Raw genomic sequence first — 22,470 nt, 5'->3', positions numbered from 1 at the left:
TGACGAGACAAGGAACGAATGATTTAACCGAGCCGCCATGAAAAAGCCCCGTACGACTTGCGAAGACGGGGCTTTTTTCTGGTGCGTGTCGGGGTTAGTTCAGCTGTAACTTCCGCTTCAGGCCCTGCATGACCGCTGCTTTGTTCTGCAGGTAGTCATTCAAGCCACGTGCACGCAAGTTGCACGCATCACATTCGCCACAGCCGGTGCCGATAACGCCGTTGTAGCAGGTCAGGGTCTGCTCGCGGACCAGGTCCAGTTGCTGGTGGTAATCCGCCAGTGCCCAGGTCTCAGCCTTGTTCAGCCACATCAACGGGGTTTCCAGGCGCACGTCGTACTCCATGCCCAGCTTGAGGGCCTGGTTCAAGGCTTTGACGAACTCATCACGGCAATCGGGGTAGCCGGAGAAGTCGGTTTCACACACGCCGGTGATCACCGTCTCGGCCTTGACCTGATACGCGTAGATAGCCGCCAGGGTTAAAAACAGAATATTGCGGCCCGGCACGAAGGTGCTCGGCAGGCTTTCGCCGGAGCTGTTCACGGTCGGCACCGGGATGTTGTCGCGGGTGAGGCTGCTGATCGCCAGTTCGTTGAGCAGGGACACGTCCATCACTTTGTGAACGGTGGCCCCCAGTTGCTTGGCCAGTTGCTGGGCGACTTCGATTTCCGCCACATGACGCTGACCGTAATCGAAGGTGATGCAGTGCACTTCGTCATACAGCGGCAGCGCCTGGATCAGACAGGTCGTCGAATCCTGACCGCCACTGAACACCATAACGGCTTTTTTACTCATCACTTGCTTCCTGCCGGGGTAGGGTTGGGTCGTAGTTTAAAGCTCACTCAATAAAAAACCCCGCGCTTCTTTCGAAGGCGGGGCCTTTTTACTACTCGGACACTCAGTGTGCGTAGGTCAGCAACAGCTCTTTCGGTACTTGGAAATCCAGGGACATCATCACGCTGAGAGCGGTGATGGTGAAGATCGAGAACACGAACAGCTTGCGCGCCCAGACGGTGTCGTCCACCGCCTTGTAGCCGGTCCAGGCCATGTACAACCAGTACATGCCCATGGCCGCGGCGACGGCAAGGTAGCTCATGCCGGCGTAGCCACTGAAGGTCAACATCAAGGTCGCCACGAGGAAGGCCAGGATGTAGAGCAGGATGTGTTTCTTGGCGACCTGGATGCCACGCTTGACCGGCAGGACCGGAATCGAAGCAGCCAGGTAGTCGTTGAAGCGGAAGATCGCGATGGCGTAGGAATGCGGCATCTGCCACAGGCTGAACATCACCAGCAGCACCAGCGCAGCCATGTCGAAGCTATTGGTCACAGCCACATAACCAATCACCGGCGGCATCGCCCCCGACAGACTGCCCACCAGCGTGCCGTGAACCGACTTGCGCTTGAGGTACAGGCTGTAGAGGCCGACGTAGATGACAAAACCGATCACGGCAAACAACGCCGCCAGCGGGTTGGCCACCTGGTACAACAGCGCCACACCGGCAACACCCAGGACGGTCGCGAAAATCAGCGCCAGTTTCAGGGAGATAAGGCCCTGGACCAGCACGCGATTCTTGGTGCGCTCCATCTTGATGTCGATGTCACGGTCGATGCAGTTGTTGAAGACACAGCCGGAAGCCACCACCAGGGACGTACCGATCATCGCAGCCAGGAAGATGGCCAGATCGACATGTCCCTTGGAGGCCAGGAAGAAACCGCCCGCCACAGAAAGCACGTTACCGAAAATGATCCCCGGTTTGGTGATTTGGATAAAGTGCTTAAGCGACATCGGGTCTTACCTCACTTCGCCATCATGAACGTATGGATGCTGAACATGATCCATATCGACAGGCCAACCAGCAGCAGGATTACTATGCCTGCGAACACGAACGCAACCACGTTATCGCGCTGCTCTTTAGAGCGATCCAGGTGCAGGAAGTACACCAGGTGAACCAGAACCTGAATCACCGCGAACGCCAGCACGATCATCAAAGTGATCGACTTCGGCAGGGTCGGGTACATCACCAGACCGAACGGGATGAGCGTCAGGATTACCGACAGGATGAAGCCGATGGCGTACGACTTAACGCTGCCGTGGCTCGCATCATGGCTGTCATGGTCATGGGAGTGTGCATTAGCCATTACAGAGTCCCCATCAGGTAAACAACGGTGAAGACGCAGATCCAGACCACGTCCAGGAAGTGCCAGAACAGGCTCAGGCAGCTCAGGCGAGTCTTGTTGGTGTTGGTCAGGCCGTGTTTATTGACCTGATACATCATCACCGCCATCCACAGCAGGCCGGCAGTTACGTGCAGACCGTGGGTGCCTACCAGCGTGAAGAACGCCGACAGGAAGCCGGAACGGTGCGGGCCGTAGCCTTCGGAGATCAGCAGGTGGAACTCGTTGATCTCCATGCCGATGAAGCCCAGGCCGAACAGGAAGGTCAGTGCCAACCAGCTCAGGACGCCTTTCTTGTTGCCCTTATAGAAGGCCAACATGGCGAAGCCGTAGGTGATCGAACTGAACAACAGCAAGGCGGTTTCGCCGAGCACGTAAGGCAGTTCGAAGATGTCGTGGCCCGACGGGCCACCCGCAACGTTGTTTACCAGTACCGCGTACACCGCGAAGATCGACGCAAACAAGATGCAGTCGGTCATCAGGTAGAGCCAGAAACCGAAAACGGTCATCGGCCCCGAGTCGTGGTGATGGTCATCATGCCCATGGTCATCGACATGGGCGTGTCCAGCATTGGTCACTAAGTTCGACATGGTTTAAGCCTGTTCCAACGAGGTTTCTACACGGTTGGCCGGGATTTTCTTCTCGGCGACCAGGCGAGCGTGCTGCTCGGCTTCGATGCGCTCGATCGTTTCGACCGGCACCATGTAGCCTTGATCATCACGTGCTGCGTGGACAATGAAGTAGCCGATGGTGCCCACCAGGCTCACGATTGCCAGCCACCAGATGTGCCAGATCATCGCGAAACCGAACACGGTCAACAGCGCACCCATCACCACGCCAGTGGCGGTGTTGCTTGGCATGTGGATCGGTTCGTAGTGCTTAGGTTGCTGGTACGCAGTACCGTCTTCCTTGGCTTCGGTGAACGCATCGATGGTGTTCGCAGTCGGGATCACCGCGAAGTTGTAGAACGGTGGTGGCGACGAGGTCGACCATTCCAGGGTGTGGCCATTCCATGGGTCGCCGGATTCGCAAGCGTTCTGCTTACGGTCACGGATGCTCACGTACAGCTGGATCAACTGGCAGGCGATGCCCACAGCGATCATGATTGCACCGAACATGGCGACGTACAGGTACGGTACCCACTCAGGGTTGGTGGTGGCGTTCAGACGACGGGTCATGCCCATGAAGCCCAGTGCATAGAGCGGCATGAACGCGACGAAGAAGCCCGAGATCCAGAACCAGAATGCAGCCTTGCCCCAGCCTTCGTGCAGCTTGAAGCCGAACGCTTTCGGGAAGTAGAAGCTGAAACCAGCGATGTAGCCGAATACAGCACCACCGATGATCACGTTGTGGAAGTGAGCGATCACGAACAGGCTGTTGTGCAGCACGAAGTCAGCGCCCGGGATGGCCAGCAGTACACCGGTCATGCCGCCGATAGCGAAGGTCACCATGAAGCCCAGGGTCCACAGGACCTGGCTGGTCATGCGCAGACGACCGTGGTAGATGGTGAACAGCCAGTTGAATAGCTTCACCCCCGTCGGGATGGAAATCAGCATCGTCGCCAGGCCGAAGAAGGCGTTGACGCTGGCCCCCGAACCCATGGTGAAGAAGTGGTGCAGCCACACCATGAAGCCCAGTACAGAGATTGCGCCCGATGCGTAAACCATCGAGTGGTGACCGAACAGGCGCTTGCCGGTAAAGGTCGAGATCACTTCGGAGAAGATACCGAACGCCGGCAGGATCAGGATGTACACCTCAGGGTGACCCCATGCCCAGAACAGGTTCACGTACATCATTGGATTGCCACCAAGTTCATTGGTGAAAATGTGGAAATCCAGGTAACGGTCAAGCGACAGCAGCGCCATGGTAGCGGCCAGGATCGGGAACGAAGCCACGATCAGCACGTTTGCCCAGGTGCAGGTCCAGGTGAAGATCGGCATGTCCATCAGTTTCATGCCAGGGGCGCGCATTTTCAGGACGGTGGCCAGGAAGTTGACCCCCGTCAGCGTCGTCCCGAGTCCTGATAACTGTAGCGCCCAGATGTAGTAGTCCACACCCACGCCAGGGCTGTATTGCAAGCCAGACAGTGGCGGATACGCAACCCAACCGGTCTTGGCGAACTCGCCGACGCCCAGGGACACGTTGATCAGCACCACGCCGGAAACCAGCAGCCAGAAGCTCAGGGAGTTCAGGAACGGGTAGGCAACGTCACGCGCACCGATCTGCAGCGGCACCGCAAGGTTCATCAGGCCGGTGAAGAAAGGCATCGCCATGAAGATGATCATGATCACACCGTGGGCGGTGAAGATCTGGTCATAGTGTTCAGGCGGCAGGTAGCCAGGCGAACCTTCGGTGGCCATGGCCAACTGGGTACGCATCATGATGGCGTCAGCAAAACCGCGCAGCAGCATGACCATGGCAACGATGATGTACATCACGCCGATTTTCTTGTGGTCGACCGACGTCAACCACTCGGTCCACAGGTAGGTCCACTTCTTGAAATAAGTGATTGCTGCAAACAGTGCCAGACCACCCAGCGCGATCATGGCGATGGTAATCATCACAATCGGCTCGTGGAACGGGACCGCATCCCAACTTAATTTACCAAACATCGTTTACTCCTCTGCCCCAGCAGTTGAATGCGAGCCCGTGTCAGAACCTTCAACCGCGGCCACTTCTTTCTTCTCGTGCTTGACCGGCTTGCCTGGTTTCATACCTTCGTACTTGTCGACGATTTTCTGAAACAGGTTCGGCTCATACGCGGAGTACAGGGCGACTGGGTTGTTCTGGCTTGGTTTGGTCAGGGCATCGTATTCAGCTTGATCAAGCTGTTTAGGTGCGGCCTTGACTTCGGCTACCCAGGCGTTGAAATCTTCCTGGCTCGTCGAGATCGCTTTGAATTTCATGCCGGTGAAGCCAGCGCCGCTGTAGTTCGCGGAGATGCCTTCCATTTCAGCTTTTTCGTTGGCGATCAGGTGCAGGCGTGTCTGCATGCCGGCCATCGCGTAGATCTGACCGCCCAGGGCTGGGATGAAGAACGAGTTCATCACGGCGTCGGAGGTGATCCGGAAGTTAAGCGGGGTGTTTTCCGGGAAACGGATCTGGTTAACCGTGGCGATACCCAGGTCCGGGTAGATGAACAGCCACTTCCAGTCCAGCGCGACCACTTCGATGTTGATCGGCTTGACGTCGGACTCCAGCGGACGGTACGGGTCCAGCTCGTGGGTCGACTTATAGGTGATGTAACCCAGGGCGATGATGATGAGGATCGGAACCAGCCACACCGCGATTTCAATCTTGGTGGAGTGCGACCACTTCGGCGCGTAGGTCGCGCTGGTGTTCGACGCGCGGTATTTCCAGGCGAAGGCGAAGGTCATGATGATCACAGGCACCACGACCAACAGCATCAGCAGGGTGGCAGTGATGATCAGGTTTCGTTGATCCAGACCGATCTGTCCTTTCGGGTCCATCAAGGTCCACTTGCAGCCTCCCAGCATTAACATCATGCCAAGCAGCGGCAAAAAGCCTAGTAATCGGGGGTACCTGTTTTTACTCATCTCACGACCTCTAAAGCAGCTTGCGCAATGCAGTTGGGTTTTGATCGCCAACACTTCACCCTGCCAAGGGTTGGCATTTCTCTTCGATTGAATAAGAGCCTGCCCGTCACGTCATATAGGTACGCTTCACGAGCCTGCGGTGAGTTCTTATTCGATTTCGTGGTTAAAGGCCTTGTTACAGACCAATTCCCTTTGGTGCGGATAGTTGAAAGGCTGCCGGAACCTTGGGGTCGCACAGAGCCGTCCATCTGCCCCTCGACCGCTCCAGTGCTCAAAGATTGAGCAGCACCGGACATTCAGTGCGGGCGATTGTAGTTAGCTGGCGATGTATAAACCATGTCTTATAAAGAAATAATTTTTATCGATTACAGCAATAATCCTTCACCAATATTGCAAAGGTTCGCGATCTTATCGCGTTCGATTCCCAACAAAAACCACAAAAATTGCCGTGTTATAGGGCAATCCGTCACGGCCCTTACACCCCGTAAGGGCCTGCAAAACCTAACCAACCCCCCAGAAAACAAGGCATTCGGACATCACTCAAAGCCTTGTACGGCGTGAGGTACGCGCTGTCACCCAAACCACGAACTGACAGCACATCTTGGAGGTTTCTTGCAAATTTAAGCGCTGGTTTGGCAGGTCAGAAACGTCCTGCGGCGGCTTCCGTGTGACAACATGTCGCACATTGCGCGCACCCAAAATTGTCCGGCGTCACGTTCTGTTCACAAAACCCTACATGCAAAACGCCCCGGCCTTCCTTGAAGAAGGGCCGGGGCGTTTTGCTGATGGATTCAGGCCTTGCGCTGGCGATTACGATAGATACCCAGGGGCACCAGGATGACCGTCAGCACGAACGCCACCAGCGCCCATTGCGCCAGGGACAAGCCGAGTACCGGCGGGTATGGGGTGCTGCAGAAACCGTCGACCTGGAAGCCCAGCGGGAAAACCTTGGCCAGGGGCAGGTCGTCGACGATAGGTTGCAGCACATCGATGCCGCAGCTGACCTGCGGGAAGAATTGGGTGTACACATGGTGGCCGGCTGCGGCCACCCCACCGAGGGCGCTGAGTACCACCAGGCCTTCGAACAGCGTGATAGCACCTTTGCTGCGCATGGCCGCGCCAATGAACGCAAAGATCGCAATCAGCAGCAAAGCGTAGCGCTGCAGGATGCACAACGGGCACGGCGCCTCGCCCAACACCACCTGCATGTACAACGCACCACCGATCAGTGCCAGGCAGATGATGCCCAGCAACACCAGAAAGCGCCGCTCCCTGCCTAAACGCAATTCGTCACTCATCCCCGTATCCCTTTGTTTGGTTGTGCCAATGGCCGCAAGTTTACACACAGAGAGTGGTTTAAACAGAGAGGGGTTAACAGGGGATTAATCGGGAAGAACAGAGATCCAAATGTGGGAGGGGGCAAGCCCACTCCCACATTTTTGACCGTGTTACTCCAACGCCGCAGCCGGGCCGAAGAATTCGTAGCGGCTTTGTTTTTCCGGTACACCGAGGGCCTTGAGGTGGCGCTTGATCGCCGCCATGAAACCTTTAGGGCCGAGGAAGTACGCGTCCAGGTCACGTTGCTCCGGCAACCACGCCGCCAGTTGCTCCTGGCTCAGCAGGCCGACTGTATCCGCCGCCGGGCTCACGCCGTCGTCCTCGGCATAGCAATAGAAGCGCTTGAGCTGCGGGTGCTTGGCCGCCAGTGCATCCACCCAATCACGGAACGCATGCACCCCGCCATTGCGCGCGCAGTGGATAAAGTGCACCGGACGCTCGGTGGCCAGTGCCGCTTCCAGCATCGGCAAGGTTGGGGTGATCCCTACCCCGCCGCTGATCAGCACCAGCGGTTTATCGCTGGCCGCCAGAGTGAACTCGCCCGACGGCGGAAACAGGTCAATCGTCGCACCGACCTGCAACTGGTCATGCAGGTAGTTGGAAACCCGCCCGCCGGCCTCGCGCTTGACGCTGATGCGGTACTGACCCGCATCACTCAACGCCGACAATGAATAGTTGCGGCGCACTTCCTCACCGTCGAGCACCAGCTTCATGCCGATGTATTGGCCCGGCGCGGCAGCGAGGATCGCCCCGTTGTCCACCGGCGCGAAATAGAAGGAGGTAATCTCGGCGCTCTCCTCCACACGCTTAGCCAGGGTAAACGCCCGCGCACCGCGCCAGCCGCCGGGGGCCTGGGCTTTCTCGGCATAGATGGCCGCTTCGGCGCCAATCAGGATATCCGCCAGTTGGCCGTAAGCGGCGCCCCAGGCACTCATCACCTCAGGGGTGGCGATCTCGCTGCCCAGCACCTCGGAAATCGCCCGCAGCAGGCAAACGCCCACAATCGGGTAATGCTCCGGCAGGATCTGCAAGGCCACGTGCTTGTTGATGATCTTCGCCACCAAGTCGCCCAGTTGGTCGAGCTGGTCGATATGCCGTGCGTACATCAATACGCCATTGGCCAGGGCGCGGGGCTGGTCACCGCTGGCCTGGTGGGCCTGGTTGAACAGCGGGCGGACCTCAGGGTACTCGGAGAGCATCATGCGGTAGAAATGGGTGATCAGCGCTTCGCCGCCGCTTTCCAGCAGGGGCACGGTGGATTTGACGATGGCACGGTCTTGGGCACTAAGCATGGGAGCCTCCTGGGCTTCTTTACTGATTACCCTTAGCTACTCAGTATTCATGCCAACTAATAAATCCTTCCATTTCAACGATTTGAATAATATGTAGTCAGTATGACCTCCTACACTTTATAGTCATAAGGACTACAAGGAGTCATTATGACTGCACACTCGCTGCTCACCACCCTGCTGCCGCTGGTCGCCGACCTGTCACGGGAACTGCCCGAAGGCGAACGCTATCGACGCCTGCTGCAAGCCATGCGCGCCCTATTGCCGTGTGATGCGGCCGCACTGTTGCGCCTGGACGGCGAATCGCTGGTACCGCTGGCGGTGGATGGCCTGAGTGCAGACACTCTGGGCCGCCGCTTCAAGGTCAGCGAACACCCGCGCTTCGCCGTGCTGCTCAGCAGCCCTGGGCCCACACGCTTTGACAGTGACAGCGAATTGCCCGATCCCTACGACGGCCTGGTCGATGGCTTGCACGGTCATCTGCAAGTGCACGACTGCATGGGCTGCCCGCTGTTCGTCGACGACCAGCCCTGGGGCCTGCTGACCCTGGATGCCCTCAATACCGAGCGCTTCGAACGCGTGGAACTGGAAGCCTTGCAAGCCTTCGCCAGCCTCGCCGCCGCCACCGTCAACGTGGCCGAACGTATCGAACGCTTGGCGTTGCGGGCCGAAGACGAACACCAGCGCGCCGAGATCTACCGCCAGGCCAGCGGCCAGCAGCACAAGGAAATGATCGGCCAGAGTAAAACCCACAAGCGCCTGGTGGATGAAATCAAGCTGGTGGGTGGCAGCGACCTCACGGTGCTGATCACCGGCGAAACCGGGGTGGGCAAGGAACTGGTGGCCCAGGCCATTCACGCGGCGTCGTCCCGGGCAGATAAGCCCTTGATCAGCCTCAACTGTGCGGCCCTGCCGGAAACCCTGGTGGAAAGCGAGTTGTTCGGCCATGTACGCGGCGCCTTTACGGGCGCGCTGAATGAACGGCGCGGCAAGTTCGAGCTGGCGAATGGCGGCACGTTGTTTCTGGATGAAGTGGGCGAGCTGTCGCTGAGCGTGCAGGCCAAGCTGCTGCGGGTGCTGCAAAGTGGCCAATTGCAGCGCCTGGGCTCGGACAAGGAACATCAGGTGGACGTGCGCCTGATCGCCGCCACCAACCGCGACCTCGCCGACGAGGTGCGCAACGGCCGCTACCGCGCCGACTTCTACCATCGCCTGAGCGTGTACCCGCTGCAAGTGCCGGCCCTGCGCGAGCGCGGGCGTGATGTGTTGCTGCTGGCCGGCTTCTTCCTGGAGCAGAACCGCTCACGCATGGGCCTGGGCAGCCTGCGCCTGACCAGCGATGCCCAAGCGGCGCTGCTGGCCTATAACTGGCCGGGCAATGTGCGGGAGCTGGAACATTTGATCGGGCGCAGTGCGCTGAAGGCACTGGGTAACTGTCGCGAGCGTCCAAAGATTCTGAGCCTGAGTGCCCAGGACCTGGACTTGCCCGATGTCAGCGCGCCGGTGATCGAAGCACCGACAGAAGCCGCCCTTGCCGTCACCGGTGACCTGCGCCAGGCCACCGAGCACTATCAGCGCCAAGTGATCAACGCCTGCCTGGAGCGCCACCAGCACAACTGGGCCGGCGCCGCCCGCGAACTGGGCCTGGACCGCGCCAACCTGGGCCGAATGGCCAAGCGCCTCGGTATGAGATAGCAAGGCCAACTCAGTCAAATGTGAGAAATGCAGGAAATATGGGAGGGGGCTTGCCCCCTCCCGCACTAGACCTGCTTTGCCTGAAGGATCGGATTCACCGGCTGAGCCACCTTAGGCTTACGAAACACCAACACATTCCCCAGCATCACCAGCACCAACCCCGCCAACGCCGGCGCGGTCCACTGGTAGCCTTCGGCAAACGCCGACACATTCAGCGCCACCACCGGGAACAGCACCGTGCAATACGCCGCACGCTCCGGCCCCATGCGCCCTACCAACGTCAGGTAAGCGGTAAACCCAATCACCGACCCCGGAATAACCAGGTACCACAGCGCACCGATGTACCGTGTGCTCCAGTCCATCTCAAACGGAATGCCCCGCACCACGCAGTAGGTCGCCAGCATCAAGGATCCATACAACATGCCCCAGGCATTGGTGGTCAGCGGCCTCAAACCGGCCTTCTGCTGCAGACTCGACAGCATATTGCCCGCCGAGAAACACATCGTCCCCAGCAACGCCAACCCCAAACCCAGCAAGGTCTGCGGGCTGGCGGTGTGCCCCACCAGTTCCGGCCAGAACAGCAAGCCCAAACCCGCCAACCCGAGGCCGCCGCCCATCAACACCGTGCGCGCCACCCGCTGGCCGAAAAACACCCGGGAGTTCAGGGCATTCCACAGCGTGGCCGTAGAAAACACCACCGCCACCAGGCCGCTGGGGATCCACTGGCTGGCCGTGAGAAAGCACATGAAGTTGACGCAGAACAGGCACAGCCCCTGGGCCACACAGATCAGGTGCCCGCGCCGGTTCATCACCTGCAACTTGCGACTGACCAGCAGCAACGCAAACAACACCAGGGCCGCCAGGCCGAAGCGGTAGACGATGGACACGGGAATCGCCACCACGCCCAGTTGCCATTTAAGGGCGATCCAGGTGGTGCCCCAGATCAGCACGGTGAGTAGATACAGGGAAAGGTTCATAGCGGGCTCCATCGATTGAGCCACAGTGTCGCCTTCACCCCGGGCAAGGCTCTTGCACAATCTTGCGCTTTTGTCGGGCGATGGGATCACAGCGTCCGTATCGCGGAGTAGGATGCAAGGCGTCGGAGAACACACCATGTCAGACCTGGAATCCCTGCAAGTCTTCCAAGCCCTTAACCGCTCGCCCAACGCACGCCTGGAAGCCTGCGCCGAGCTCGGTGACGGCTTGTCCGCGGCCTTGTGGAGCAACCATCATGATTCCCAGGACTACCAGGCGCCCAGCCATCACACCTTGTCCTGCTATGTCGGTGGCGGCACCGGCACGTTTCGGCGGGACCAACCGGGCACCAAGGGTGGACCGGACAAGCTGTGCATCCTGCCTGCCGAGCACCAATCGGCCTGGGTGATCAACGGTGAAATCCGCCTGGCCCACGTGTATTTCAGCCCGCAACAATTTGCCCTGGGCTGCGTTACCCTGCTTGACCGCGAACCGCGCACGCTGGAACTGCGGGAAAGTACCTTCCTGGAAGACCAGCGCCTGGCCCGACGCTTCCACCAGTTGATCGCCCTCAACTGGCACGAGCCCGCCGAACGCCTGCTCACCAGCAGCCTCGCCCATGAAATGCTCAGCCACACCCTGCTCAGCCAGGTGGGCGCCCGCGAAGGCCTGCGTTTAAAAGGCGGGCTCGCCGCCTACCAACGACGGTTGCTGGTGGACTACATCGACCAGCACCTGGAAGACCCCATCAGCCTTGGGCAACTGGCTGGGTTATGTACGTTGTCGGAGTACCATTTCGCACGGATGTTTCGCCAGAGTTTCGGCCTGCCGCCCCATCAGTACCTGCTGGCGCGCCGGCTGACCCGCGCGCAAAACCTGCTGCGTGGCGGCGCCCTGCCGTTGGGCGAGATTGCCTTGCTGTGCGGTTTTTCCAGCGCCAGCCACTTTACCCATCGCTTCCGCCAGGCCATGGGCGCCACGCCCGGCGAATACCGTCAGGCGTTCATCTAAACCATCAAGCCCAAGGTCTTGGCCTTGGCCACCGCCTGGGTGCGCCGCTCTACACCGAGTTTGCTGTGAATGCGCCGCGCGTGGGTCTTGACGGTGTGCAGGGAGATAAACAGGCGGTCGGCGATCTCGAGGTTGGAACTGCCTAGGGCGATCAGTTGCAGCACTTCCAGTTCGCGCTGACTCAAGGGGTTTTCCACCGTGCCGGGTGTTGATGCCTGAGGTTCCAGGCCCAGCTCACTCAGCAATCCCGGCGCACGCAAACGCAGTTCGCGAATCGCTTGTTGCACCTGGCAACGCCCGGCCAGTTCCAGGCCGGCTTGCAGCGAGCGGCGCGCCGAGGCCGGATCCCCCAACTGCCAGGCGACTTCGCCCAGCACCAGGTGCAGTTCGATTTCCAGGCAAAGCATGCCGCGCTGATGGGTGGCTTGCAGCAAGGCGTTGAGCCGCTCCACCGGTTGATCGGCGCAGCCCAGCTTCACCTCCGCCAGCACCAACAGGTATTCAAGACGCGGAATCAGTTCCAGGGTGGCCGGCGGTGCTTGCTTGGCCTGCGGCCCACGAAAGTGACGCAGCACGCGGCGCACCGCTTCCACGGTCAATTCGGCGCGCCCCTGCTGCAACCAGAAGTGCCCGCTGACCAACAGCAGCACCGCGCGGTACACCGTGTCCGGAACCTGGCGTTGCTGCATCAGCCGCTCGGCCTCACGCAACTGGATAAAGGCCTGGGCGTAATCGCCACGGTTGGCAGCCAACAGCGCCAGGCCGAGAAAGCCGTAGAGCACGCGCTTGTCCTGGCTGTGCAGGCACATCTTCAAGCCCGTGTCGAAACACTCGGCGGCCAGGCTGTCCTGGCCTTGGCGCAAGGCCAGGTGCCCGCGTCGCAAGGCAATACGCCCCACCAAGGGACCGGCCTTGAGCCGCTGTTCAAGCAATATGGCTTGTACATTTTCCAGCAGGCTCTGAGCTCTGTACGGTGCACCGCGCTGTTCCAGCAATTGAGCGTGATCCAGCTCAAGCAGCGCCTCCAACAGTAACGAACCATGGGCGCGCGCCAGGCACAGCGCTTCACGGTTCAGGCCTTGGGCCACGTCCAGCTCGCCGCGCAACAAGGCTTGCTGGGTCAGGCCCGACAGGCACATCAGCCGCGAGGTCCACGCGCTGTCGGGCAAGGCTTGCAGCGCCTCAAGAAAATGCAGGCGCGAGCCCTCGGCATCGCCGCCCAGGTGCAGCAACCAGCCCCATTGCGCCTGCCAGCGCGCCAATAAATACCGCTGTTGCGCCGCCGTCGGTTGCGGGGCAAACCGGGCCAGTTGATCGATGCACACCGCCGCCTGTTCGAAGCGCCCGGCAAACAGCAACGCCGCCGTCACCAGCCCCACCAGTTGCGCCGAGCCGAGCATCAATTCATCGCCATGCTGCTCATGCAGGTGCAACAGCAAGACGGCATTCTGCTGGCGGAACAGGTCCTCGAAGCTGAAGTGCTGCAACAGGCTCACCGCCATTTCATATTCTTCGGCCAGCAGCGCCTGTTCGAAGGCGGCCTGCCAGTCCTGTTCGGCGCAGAACCATTGGCAGGCGCGCCGATGCCAGGAGCGTTTGGCCGGCCAGGGCTCGTCCTGCATCAGGCGCGCCAGGGGCGGAAAAACCTGCAGCCAGCCGGTGTCTTCCCACGGTTGGATAAAGGCGCCGAGCACCTGCAAATCCCTCAGGTACTGGTCACCGTCACCCGCGCCGAACAAGTGCTCGCACAGGCCGGTGTTGAAGCGCGGCAGATGCGCCAGTACGCGCCAGGCCTCCGCCAGTTCCGGCGGCAGTGTGCTGAACAGCTCGTGTTGCAGGTAGTCGAGCAAGGTCTTGTCGGGGTGCCCATCGCCCAGCAGCGCGATGCGCACACCCGCGCACCAGCCGGCGCTGAACTGCAGCACGCTGTCGACCGAATGCGCGGGCGCATGGCTGAGCAGTTGCTGGATTTCCGCAGGGTTGAAGGCCAGTTCTGCGCCACATTCGAGCAACTCATCGTCGAGCAGCAGGCGCGGCCAGTTGCACGCCGGTCGCCGCCGCGCGCCCAGCCACCAAGTCAGGGCCGGGCTACTGGCGGTGAGCAGACGGTCGAGCAAGGCGTCGGTGTCGGGCGTTGGCAAGCGGCAAAAATCATCGAGGAACAGCCATGCCGAGGCCTGCCAGCGGCTGAGGTCGAGCAGCAAGGTGGTTTCATCGGTAAACGTCAGGCCCAGGTTTTGCGCGAGCCGCAGGCACAGGTCGAGGGGGCTGAGGGTCGCGCCATTAAGCGGCAACCAGTACACCTGGCAACCCGCAGGCGCCTGCAACGCACATTCGGCGAGCAGCGCGCTCTTGCCACTGCCACCGGGGGCGCAGAGTAATTTGACCCTGGCCGGGGCCGTCAGCAAGGGCTCGGCCAGGCGGGGGCGCAGCAGATGGTGAGCGGACAGCCGGGGCATGAATCCAGGACGGTCCAGGCAGCGTGTCATGGCAGTCATTGCTGCATCCTGCTTTTTTATTGTTATGCAACCTGGTGCTTACCCTAGTCCTGTGGCGGGTGGTTGTTGAAGAAGTATTCAGCAGGGTGATTGAAGGCCATGCACAAAACCCCATGCGTAAAAAACCCACTGTGGGAGGGGGCAAGCCCCCTCCCACATTTGACTGCATTTCATATTGGGATCAGCGTACGCCTTCAGCCCTCAACGCCGCCGGGGTGTAGTCCGCTGCCTTGGCCGCAAAGCCGAACACGAAGCTGCTCTTCTCCTCGTTCTTCATGCCCAGTGCGATATAGCGCCCGGCAATGATGTCGTACAAGGTCTCGACGGTGTAGGCCGGCACCTGGTGGTCGTAGTAGAACTGCGAATGACCTTCGGCGACGCGCCACAGTTGGCCACGACCGTCGTAGTGATCCACCAGCGCGACTTGCCAGCTGTCTTCGTCGATGTACATATGGCGCTTGGCGTAGATGTGCCGCTCGCTTGGCTTGACCGTGCCGATCACTTCCCACACGCGGTGCAGTTCGTAACGGGTCAGGTCCTGGTTGATGTGACCGGCCTTGATGATGTCGTCGTATTTGAGCGACGGCGAATCGAGCTTGTAGCTGTTGTAGGGGATGTACATCTCTTTCTTGCCCACCAGCTTCCAGTCATAGCGGTCGGGGGCGCCGGAGAACATGTCGAAGTTGTCGGTGGTGCGCAGGCCGTCGGACGCGGTGCCCGGGCCGTCATAGGACACTTGCGGCGCGCGGCGCACGCGGCGCTGGCCGGCGTTGTAGATCCAGGCCAGGCGCGGTTCCTTCACCTGGTCGAGGGTCTCGTGCACCAGCAGCACGTTACCCGCCAGGCGCGCCGGGGCGGTCACCGATTGCTTGAAATAGCTCAGCACGTTGGCCGCCTTGGCCTGGTCGATATCGGGAATCGCCTGAGGCACCGCCACTTCCTCCTCGAAGCGGATCGGCGTGTAGCTGCCATTGGTCTGCGGGGTGGCCTGGGTAATGATGCGGCGCAGGTTGCCGCCGTGATAACGGGTGATGTGGTTCCACAGCACCTCCACGCCATTCTTCGGAATCGGGAAGGCGTAGTAACGGTTACCGGTGAAGTTTTCCAGGCCGTTACCGTCGTTGATCGCCTTGACGTTCAGCGCGCTGCGCTTGATCGACTCGTAGATATCCGGTGGCAGGTTGACCGTACGGTGGCTCGGGTAGACCGGGATCTTGTAGGTCTCGGGGTAACGCTTGAACATCGCCACCTGGCCGTCGGAGAGTTTGTCTTTGTACTTATCGACGGTGGCCGCGGTGATCACGAACAGCGGTTTTTCACTGGCGAACGGGTCGGCGAGGAAGCCCTTGCTGTCCACCGCGCCGGCGTTTTTCGGGATGCCACCGGTCCACGCCGGGATCGAGCCATCGGCGTTGCCAGCCTTTTCAGCGCCGACCGGGGTCAGAGTAGTGCCCAGCTTGGCCGCCTCTTCCGGCGACACCGCCGCCATCACGTGGGAGGCCAACAGGCTGAGGGCCAACACTGCAATTGTCTTACGCATGGATTCTTGTCCTTCTTTAAGCCAAATCAGAAGTTCACGCCGAAGCTGAGGGCGAGGAAGTCGCGGTCGGTCAGGGTGTTGTAGTCGCCACCAAAGAAGTCGGTGTAACTGAGGCTGGCGGTGTAGGTGCTGCGGTAGTCCGCATCCACGCCGACGCTGATGGCCTTGGCGCCTTTGTTGAAGATCCCGTTGGGCCCGTAGCCGGCCACGTCATGGGACCAGGACAGGTTGGGCTTGAGGTTCACCCCGAAAATGGCGTTGTTGTAGTCAAGGATCGCCCGAGCTCGGTAGCCCCAGGAGGTGGATGTGACGAAACCGTCGGTGTCACCCTCGAAACCGTAAGCGCCGTAGACCGAGTCGCGGCCGTAACGCAGTTTGGATTTGTCTTCCAGGCCGGCGACGTGGACCACCGCCGCTTCGCCTACCAGGGTCAGGCGTTCAGCGCCCAGCACCTGGTCGAAGAACTGGGTCATGGTGCTCTGGATCTGGGTGATTTCCTTGCGGCGGTAGCCTTTGTTGTCGGCGCCGAAAGAGGAACGAATCGGCGATGCCGCATTGCCCGCAATCGGGTTGATCAGGGCCAGGGTCAAGTCAGTGGTATTGAGCTGCACCGGTGCATTCGGGCGGTAGCTGATCTCACCGGTCCACGCCGTGCCGGTGGGCAAGGTGGTGGAGAAGCTGGCGCCGAACAGGCGGATGTCTTCCGGGTAGTCGAGGTAGTACTGGCCACGGCCGAGCATGGTGCTCTGGGCCAGGGCCGAACCGAAGCCGGCCGGGGCAGCCGCCGCGATACCACCGATGGTCGCCAGATTGGTGTTGGCAGTAATCGTGCCCACGGTCGGCGTGCGGCTGTGGTAGTTCATGAAGTACAGGCCGTACTCCGTGTCATCGCCCAGCCAGCGCAAGGCTGCACCGAATTGGCCGGAGTCCCGTGCATCGCGGTCACCGGCACGCTGCACCACCACACCTTCGCGGGTCACCACAAAGCCTTGGCCGCGAGCCGCTGCAATCGGTTGCAACGGCGCAATCGCCGGGCTACCCACCGTGTAGTTGCCGGTGCAGCCATCCGCCGCCACGTCACCGCCAAAGAACGTGCCGCAGTTATCCAGCACCGTCTGGTCCCACTCCAACTGATAGAACCCTTCCACGGTCAGTTGGTTGGTCAGGCTCTGGGACGCGAACAGCATGTTGACCGGAATCAGCCCTTCCTTGATCTCGGCACCGGGCCGACGGAACGCCGACACGTCAATCGGGTTGATGCTGTTGATGGAGTTGCCGATGAAGGTACTTTCGCCCCAACTGACCACCTGCTTACCGGCGCGCACGGTGCCCGGCAGGTCGCCCAGGGAATAGTTGTGATAGACAAACGCATCGAGGATCTGCGCACCGCTGGATTTGGCGCCTTCCTTGCGGTTGTGGTCGCTGATCTGCTTGAACTCGCGGTCTTCGTCCTTGAGTTCGAAGTCGTACCAATACTTGCCACGCACGAACACACCGGTGTCGCCGTACTTCAGTTCCAGGTCGTGCAGGCCCTTGAAGATCTTGGAAAAGGTCTCGCCCTTCTTGAAGTTGAGGCGCCCGTCATCTCCCGTGGAAGCCTGGCCTGTGCCGCCATTGACGGTGCCCACGAGTTTTTTATCGGCATCGCGCATGCCCCAGCTCGAGCCGACCGACAGCGAGGAGTCGAATTGCCCTTCGATCTCGCCAATGTTGAAAGAAACAGCCTGTGCCTGGGCACAGCAACCCAACGCAACCGCAGCGGCCAGCGCCTGTGGCGTGAAGATGGCGCGCATTATTGTTTTTGTCATGCGTCTTCCCCGGTGAGTGACAGAAGGCCCCACCCTACTGCCGTGCATCAGGAGCGATAAGCGCACCAAGGAGGGATTCGTGTTGTCGCTCGAAAGGATTACAGGCCGCTCTGGCCTGGGTCTGGGCGAGGGCATGGACCGGGTGGATGGTGGGTTATCAAGAAAATGGATGGCGACGTGGGCGACTGTTGCCATATCGGTAACAGTCCTTGTCCTGAACAGCTATTACTCATTTTGTTACAAGAGACTATTCTTGCCTGGCTTTCAGGGCAAACCGCCCGCTTCCGCTCTCGGGAGAAAAGCCGATCTTGAATAGATTGAAGTGTTTTTTCAGTCTGTTACCCGTGTTCACTGACGTTGATTTGTCGCTCCTTGATCCAACGTCTTACTTCAGCCGCTGCGTTTGCCGCGGCTTTTTTTTGCCTGAAATAAAACGGGGCGCCATCAGCGCCCCGTGGGATTCAATCTTTTTCAAGCAACGATCACAGGCTGTACTTCTGCAAGTTCGCCATCATTTCCTTTAACGCTTCGATATTGTCCTTGGGATGGGCTGCGCCTTCGAAGTCGCAGATCTGCGCCCAATGTGCCGCCACATCGTCTGGCGAGAACCCGGCCTCTGGGTCAAAGCCTACGCCCAGGCTGCGCTCCCAGCGGGTCTTGCCGATCCAGCCGCCACCCACCTCGAACAGCCCTGAAGTTTCCTGGCACGCGTCGCTGCCCAGGTACACCACCAGCGGGCTGACCAATTCCGGCTTGAGGCGCTCGAACACTTGCGGCGGGATCAGGCCTTCGGTCATGCGTGTGGCGCCGGTGGGGGCGATGGCATTGACCAGGATGTTGTTCTTGCGCCCTTCCAGGGCGAGGGTGCGGGTCAGGCCGTACAGCCCAAGCTTGGCCATGCCGTAGTTGGACTGGCCGAAGTTGCCGTAGATGCCCGAGGTGGACGCGGTGAAGATCACCCGGCCGTAGCCTTGCTCACGCAGGTGGGGCCAGGCGGCGCGGGTGACTTTGTAGGCACCTTCGACATGCACCCGGTAAACCAGGTCCCAGTCGGCGTCGTCCATTTTGTGGAAGGTTTTGTCGCGCAGGATGCCGGCGTTGTTGACCACCACGTCGATGCGGCCGAAGACGTCGAGGGCGTTCTGGACGATCTTGTCACCGTCGGTGACAGAGTCATGGTTGGCCTCGGCGATACCGCCCGCCTCGCGAATCTCTGCCACGACCCGGTCGGCAGCGGACGCATTGGCGCCCTCGCCCTGGGTGGAACCGCCGAGATCGTTGACCAGTACCTTGGCCCCGTGTCTGGCGAACAGCAGCGCATGGGCCCGGCCCAATCCGCCGCCGGCACCGGTGACGATCACGACCTTATCCTGGAACTGTACTGACTCACTCATACCGAACTCCGATGGCGACAATGGGATGGGTTTGAGTGTCCGGCAAGGCGCCGCCGGTCACAATAAATACGGCTGAGGCTGAATGGTGCTCGATAAGGCTGAGGGATGATGACTCGTCTCTGTAGGAGCGAGCTTGCTCGCGAAAAATCCCAGAGCGCCGCGTGGTGTCAGGATTCCCACGCTATCGTTGACGATTTTCGTGAGCAAGCTCGCGCCTACAGAAAAGGATTCGGGATCAGGAATAGGCCACTTGCGAGGCCGGCCGCGCGACCCGATCACGAAACGCCTGGTAGTGCTTGAGCACCTGCACCGGTGCCTCGATCTGCGGGTAGTGGCCGATATTGGCCAGCAACACCGTGTCGGCGTGGGGCACCAATTGCTGGTAGCGCTCGACCATATGCGCGCCGGAGATCGGGTCAACTTCGCCGTCGATCACCCGCAACGGCACTTCGCCGCGCTGCATCGCGCCGACCCAGCGATCACGCAGGCGACGGCGCTGGGGGACGTAAGCGATCAGTTTGTGCAGGATGCGTGTGCCGTCGTTGCAGTTGATCAGGCTCCAGAAATCATCCAGGGCACTTTCACTGGGACGGGTGTCGGGGCCGAAGATCTGGCCGAAGCTGTCAGACAAAGCGCTGCGCCCGAAGGCACGGCCGATCATCCAGCCCAGGGGGCTGAGCAAGAGTTTTTGCACCAGGGCCAGGCGATGGGTTTCGGGGAATAACCCGCCATTGAGGAACACACAACTGGCCATCTCAAACCGGCCCTCGTAGTGCCGGGCCAGGAGTTCCTGGGCAACGCTGTCACCGTAGTCATGGGCCAACACATGCACCGACTGCTCCACCCGCAAGTGTTCGAGCAAGGCCTGTTGCAAGTCCGCCTGTTCCAGCAGGCAATAATCGTGGTCCAGCGGCTTGACCGAGTCACCGAAGCCGAGCATGTCGCAGGCGATCACCAGATTGCGCTGGACCAGGGGTTGCCACAGGTAATGCCAATCCCAACTGGCCGTGGGGAAGCCATGGATCAGCAGCAGCGGTTCACCCTGCCCGGCCACCCAATAGCGAATGGTACGGCCGCGAAAGACGAAATCCTGACCACGCTTGCGCCAGGCTCTGAGCGGGATCTCGGCGAGTGACATCAACTGTTATACCCAGGGTCTTGCAGGTCCAATTTGCGCAGCAAGGCCGGCCAGGCCAGCGCGCCCCCCATGCCTTGGGCGCTCTTTGTAACAGTCGCCACCATTGTCTTGGCCCCGGCAAGAATTTGCGGCCCGATGGAGATCAATTCAGCCCCACCGTTTTGCGCCAGCACCTGGATTTCGCAGGCGCGCTGGAAGATGAACATCATCAGGAAGGTGTCGGCGATGGTACTGCCGCAGGTCAGCAGGCCATGGTTGTGCAGCATCAGGAAATTGTTATCACCGAGGTCGGCCTGCAAGCGGGCTTTTTCTTCGTGGTTCAAGGCCACGCCTTCGTAGGCGTGATAGGCCAGGCTCGACAGCACGAATAGCGATTGCTGGCTGATGGGCAACACGCCCTGCTTCTGCGCAGCGACGGCGACACCCGCGGCGGTATGGGTGTGCAGCACGCACGTCACATCGTGGCGAACTTCATGGATGGCACTGTGGATGGTGTAGCCCGCCGGATTAATTTCGTAGGGGCTGTCCATCAGTTTGTTGCCGGCCTGATCGACCTTGACCAGGCTGGACGCGGTGATCTCGTGGAACATCAGCCCATAGGGGTTGATCAGGAAATCATCGGTGCCCGGCACCTTGGCCGAGATATGGGTGAAGATCAGATCATCCCAGCCATGCAGCGCCACCAGGCGATAGCAGGCCGCGAGGTCGACGCGGATCTGCCATTCGGCAGCGCTGACCTGGTCTTTGACATTCTGCGGCGATAGAACGGGGGCTAGGCTCACGGCAACGACCTCCTTGGCGCACTGTCTTATTGTTATTTTTTTGTGTGATGGGCCAGTCTAGTCAGACCTCATGCCTGCCGTAGTTGCCTTGGCAGCCAGCTTGATGACCGAGCGGGTCAGCTCAGAGAATAGTTGAATTTTGTTTAAAGCGCGTCAGAGAAGCGCCGCCAGAAAAGGCACGGCGAACAGGTTGAGCAACCCCGTCAACACCATCACCAGGCCGGCGACCGAGCCCTCTTCGCCGCCCACTTCATGAGCTCGGCTGACACCCGCACCGTGGGCCCCCACGCCAAACAACGCGCCACGAGCCAGGGGCGTACGCAGCGGCAGCCATTTGAGCAATACACCACCGAGCATGGCGCCGAACACACCGGTGAACATCACAAACACCGCCGTCAACTCCGGCACGCCACCAAGGTCGGAAGACACCGGCATGGCGAACGGTGTGGTGATCGAGCGCGGCACCAGCGACATCGTCACCGAACTGTCCAGCGCCAGTGCCTTCGCCAGGCCGAACGAGGTCGCGATCGATGCCACGCTGCCCGCCACCATGCCCAGCAGCAACGCCGGCCAGTGCCGCGCCAGCAAGCGGCGCTGCTGCCAGATCGGCACGGCAAACGCCACAGTGACCGGGCCCAACACCAGCATCAGCCAGTGGGTGTCGGTGGCGTATTCGGCATAGGCGGTGTGCATCGGCACGGCCACCGCCAACAACAGCGCAGGTACCAGGATCAGCGGCGACAGCAGGTAGCGCCCGGTGCGCCGGTAGAGCCAGCGGCTGAACACGTAGGCGCCCAGGGTCAAGGCGAGCCAGAACACCGGCATCAGTTCAAGCTTCATGGCGCAATCTCCAGCGGCACACGGCTTCCACCGTAAACGCCGTGACCAGCATCACCGCCAGCGTGCTGAAGCCGATCACCAACAGGATGCGCCAGCCGTCGTTGCGCAGCAGGCCGCCGTAATCGAGCAGGCTCATCAGGGCCGGGATGAAGAACAGCAGCATCTCGGCCATCAACACCCCGGCGCCCAATTGCAGCGCCGCCGGCTTGACCAGGCCACTGGCGAACGCTGCCAGCAGCAGGCCCAGGCCCACGACGCCACCGGGGATGGGCAAGGCCAGCCAAACCGCCAACTGGGTGCCCAGCAGATAAATCGCGAGCAGCACGACCAGTTCAGTCAGCAAACGGGCAAGGTGTTTGAAGGGAAAACGTTTCATGGGCTTTGGGTCCTCGCAGGCCTCCATTTTAGAGAGCGACCTTCCATCCCCATAGC

At 60.5% G+C, this 22,470-nt stretch carries 19 protein-coding genes; 2 read left to right on the top strand and 17 right to left on the bottom strand.

What is annotated here, in order from left to right:
• Positions 1-94: 94 nt before the first annotated feature.
• The 8 genes from queC to hmpA all read right to left on the bottom strand — a co-directional run bounded on the left by queC (position 95) and on the right by hmpA (position 8,360).
• Complete coding sequence (gene queC, locus M2397_RS27050) at positions 95-793, bottom strand: 7-cyano-7-deazaguanine synthase QueC (RefSeq protein ID WP_145338499.1); 699 nt, start codon at positions 791-793, stop codon at positions 95-97.
• 103 nt (positions 794-896) lie between these two features.
• Positions 897-1,784 carry a heme o synthase gene (cyoE, locus tag M2397_RS27045; RefSeq protein ID WP_027607620.1) on the bottom strand — a complete coding sequence of 296 codons (888 nt, stop codon included), beginning with the start codon at positions 1,782-1,784 and terminating at the stop codon, positions 897-899.
• Positions 1,785-1,795: 11 nt separating this feature from the next.
• Complete coding sequence (cyoD, locus tag M2397_RS27040) at positions 1,796-2,137, bottom strand: cytochrome o ubiquinol oxidase subunit IV (protein WP_065925996.1); 342 nt, start codon at positions 2,135-2,137, stop codon at positions 1,796-1,798.
• Positions 2,137-2,763 (bottom strand): cytochrome o ubiquinol oxidase subunit III, encoded by a 627-nt coding sequence (locus M2397_RS27035; RefSeq protein WP_010206435.1) that lies wholly within the window; start codon positions 2,761-2,763, stop codon positions 2,137-2,139. Before M2397_RS27035 ends, cyoD begins: the two co-directional genes overlap by 1 nt.
• A gap of 3 nt (positions 2,764-2,766) precedes the next feature.
• Positions 2,767-4,785 (bottom strand): cytochrome o ubiquinol oxidase subunit I, encoded by a 2,019-nt coding sequence (gene cyoB, locus M2397_RS27030; protein WP_167656676.1) that lies wholly within the window; start codon positions 4,783-4,785, stop codon positions 2,767-2,769.
• A 3-nt stretch (positions 4,786-4,788) separates the two neighbouring features.
• Complete coding sequence (cyoA, locus tag M2397_RS27025) at positions 4,789-5,730, bottom strand: ubiquinol oxidase subunit II (RefSeq protein ID WP_027607622.1); 942 nt, start codon at positions 5,728-5,730, stop codon at positions 4,789-4,791.
• Between the two features lie 791 nt (positions 5,731-6,521).
• Positions 6,522-7,028, bottom strand: a complete 507-nt coding sequence (locus M2397_RS27020; protein ID WP_131700270.1) for a disulfide bond formation protein B — start codon at positions 7,026-7,028, stop codon at positions 6,522-6,524.
• A gap of 150 nt (positions 7,029-7,178) precedes the next feature.
• Positions 7,179-8,360 (bottom strand): NO-inducible flavohemoprotein, encoded by a 1,182-nt coding sequence (gene hmpA / locus M2397_RS27015; RefSeq protein WP_259244779.1) that lies wholly within the window; start codon positions 8,358-8,360, stop codon positions 7,179-7,181.
• Positions 8,361-8,507: 147 nt separating this feature from the next.
• Here hmpA and norR point away from each other — a divergent pair, with 147 nt between their 5' ends.
• Positions 8,508-10,052: a nitric oxide reductase transcriptional regulator NorR gene (gene norR, locus M2397_RS27010; protein WP_145338501.1), complete on the top strand. Its 1,545-nt coding sequence runs from the start codon at positions 8,508-8,510 to the stop codon at positions 10,050-10,052.
• 65 nt (positions 10,053-10,117) lie between these two features.
• Here norR and M2397_RS27005 read toward each other — a convergent pair whose 3' ends face one another.
• Positions 10,118-11,029: a DMT family transporter gene (locus tag M2397_RS27005; RefSeq protein WP_259244778.1), complete on the bottom strand. Its 912-nt coding sequence runs from the start codon at positions 11,027-11,029 to the stop codon at positions 10,118-10,120.
• A 136-nt stretch (positions 11,030-11,165) separates the two neighbouring features.
• Between M2397_RS27005 and M2397_RS27000 the strand changes: the two genes are divergently transcribed.
• Positions 11,166-12,038 carry a helix-turn-helix domain-containing protein gene (locus M2397_RS27000; RefSeq protein ID WP_167656678.1) on the top strand — a complete coding sequence of 291 codons (873 nt, stop codon included), beginning with the start codon at positions 11,166-11,168 and terminating at the stop codon, positions 12,036-12,038.
• Here M2397_RS27000 and M2397_RS26995 read toward each other — a convergent pair.
• From M2397_RS26995 to M2397_RS26955, 8 genes are all read right to left on the bottom strand, one after another.
• Positions 12,035-14,536 (bottom strand): LuxR C-terminal-related transcriptional regulator, encoded by a 2,502-nt coding sequence (locus M2397_RS26995; RefSeq protein ID WP_131700265.1) that lies wholly within the window; start codon positions 14,534-14,536, stop codon positions 12,035-12,037. The two genes, M2397_RS27000 and M2397_RS26995, sit on opposite strands and share 4 nt — an antisense overlap.
• 181 nt (positions 14,537-14,717) lie before the next feature.
• The gene (locus M2397_RS26990; protein WP_131700264.1) at positions 14,718-16,076 is read right to left on the bottom strand and encodes a DUF1329 domain-containing protein; all 1,359 of its coding nucleotides are present in this window, start codon (positions 16,074-16,076) and stop codon (positions 14,718-14,720) included.
• A 26-nt stretch (positions 16,077-16,102) separates the two neighbouring features.
• A complete protein-coding gene (locus tag M2397_RS26985; RefSeq protein WP_145338504.1) occupies positions 16,103-17,884 on the bottom strand; it encodes a DUF1302 domain-containing protein in 1,782 nt (593 codons plus the stop codon).
• 482 nt (positions 17,885-18,366) lie between these two features.
• Positions 18,367-19,278, bottom strand: coding sequence for an SDR family oxidoreductase (locus M2397_RS26980; RefSeq protein ID WP_131700262.1), 912 nt, complete (start codon positions 19,276-19,278; stop codon positions 18,367-18,369).
• Between the two features lie 235 nt (positions 19,279-19,513).
• Entirely contained in the window at positions 19,514-20,416 is a 903-nt protein-coding gene (locus M2397_RS26970; protein ID WP_259244777.1) for an alpha/beta fold hydrolase, read from the bottom strand.
• Positions 20,416-21,198 carry a class II aldolase/adducin family protein gene (locus tag M2397_RS26965; protein WP_259244776.1) on the bottom strand — a complete coding sequence of 261 codons (783 nt, stop codon included), beginning with the start codon at positions 21,196-21,198 and terminating at the stop codon, positions 20,416-20,418. Before M2397_RS26965 ends, M2397_RS26970 begins: the two co-directional genes overlap by 1 nt.
• A gap of 153 nt (positions 21,199-21,351) precedes the next feature.
• Positions 21,352-22,038, bottom strand: a complete 687-nt coding sequence (locus M2397_RS26960) for an LrgB family protein (RefSeq protein ID WP_131700259.1) — start codon at positions 22,036-22,038, stop codon at positions 21,352-21,354.
• A complete protein-coding gene (locus M2397_RS26955; protein ID WP_259244775.1) occupies positions 22,028-22,414 on the bottom strand; it encodes a CidA/LrgA family protein in 387 nt (128 codons plus the stop codon). Before M2397_RS26955 ends, M2397_RS26960 begins: the two co-directional genes overlap by 11 nt.
• Positions 22,415-22,470 lie beyond the last annotated feature (56 nt).

The sequence above is a fragment of the Pseudomonas sp. BIGb0381 genome, from assembly GCF_024809815.1.
GTDB lineage: Bacteria > Pseudomonadota > Gammaproteobacteria > Pseudomonadales > Pseudomonadaceae > Aquipseudomonas.
This window is presented reverse-complemented; position numbering and strand designations above follow the sequence as displayed.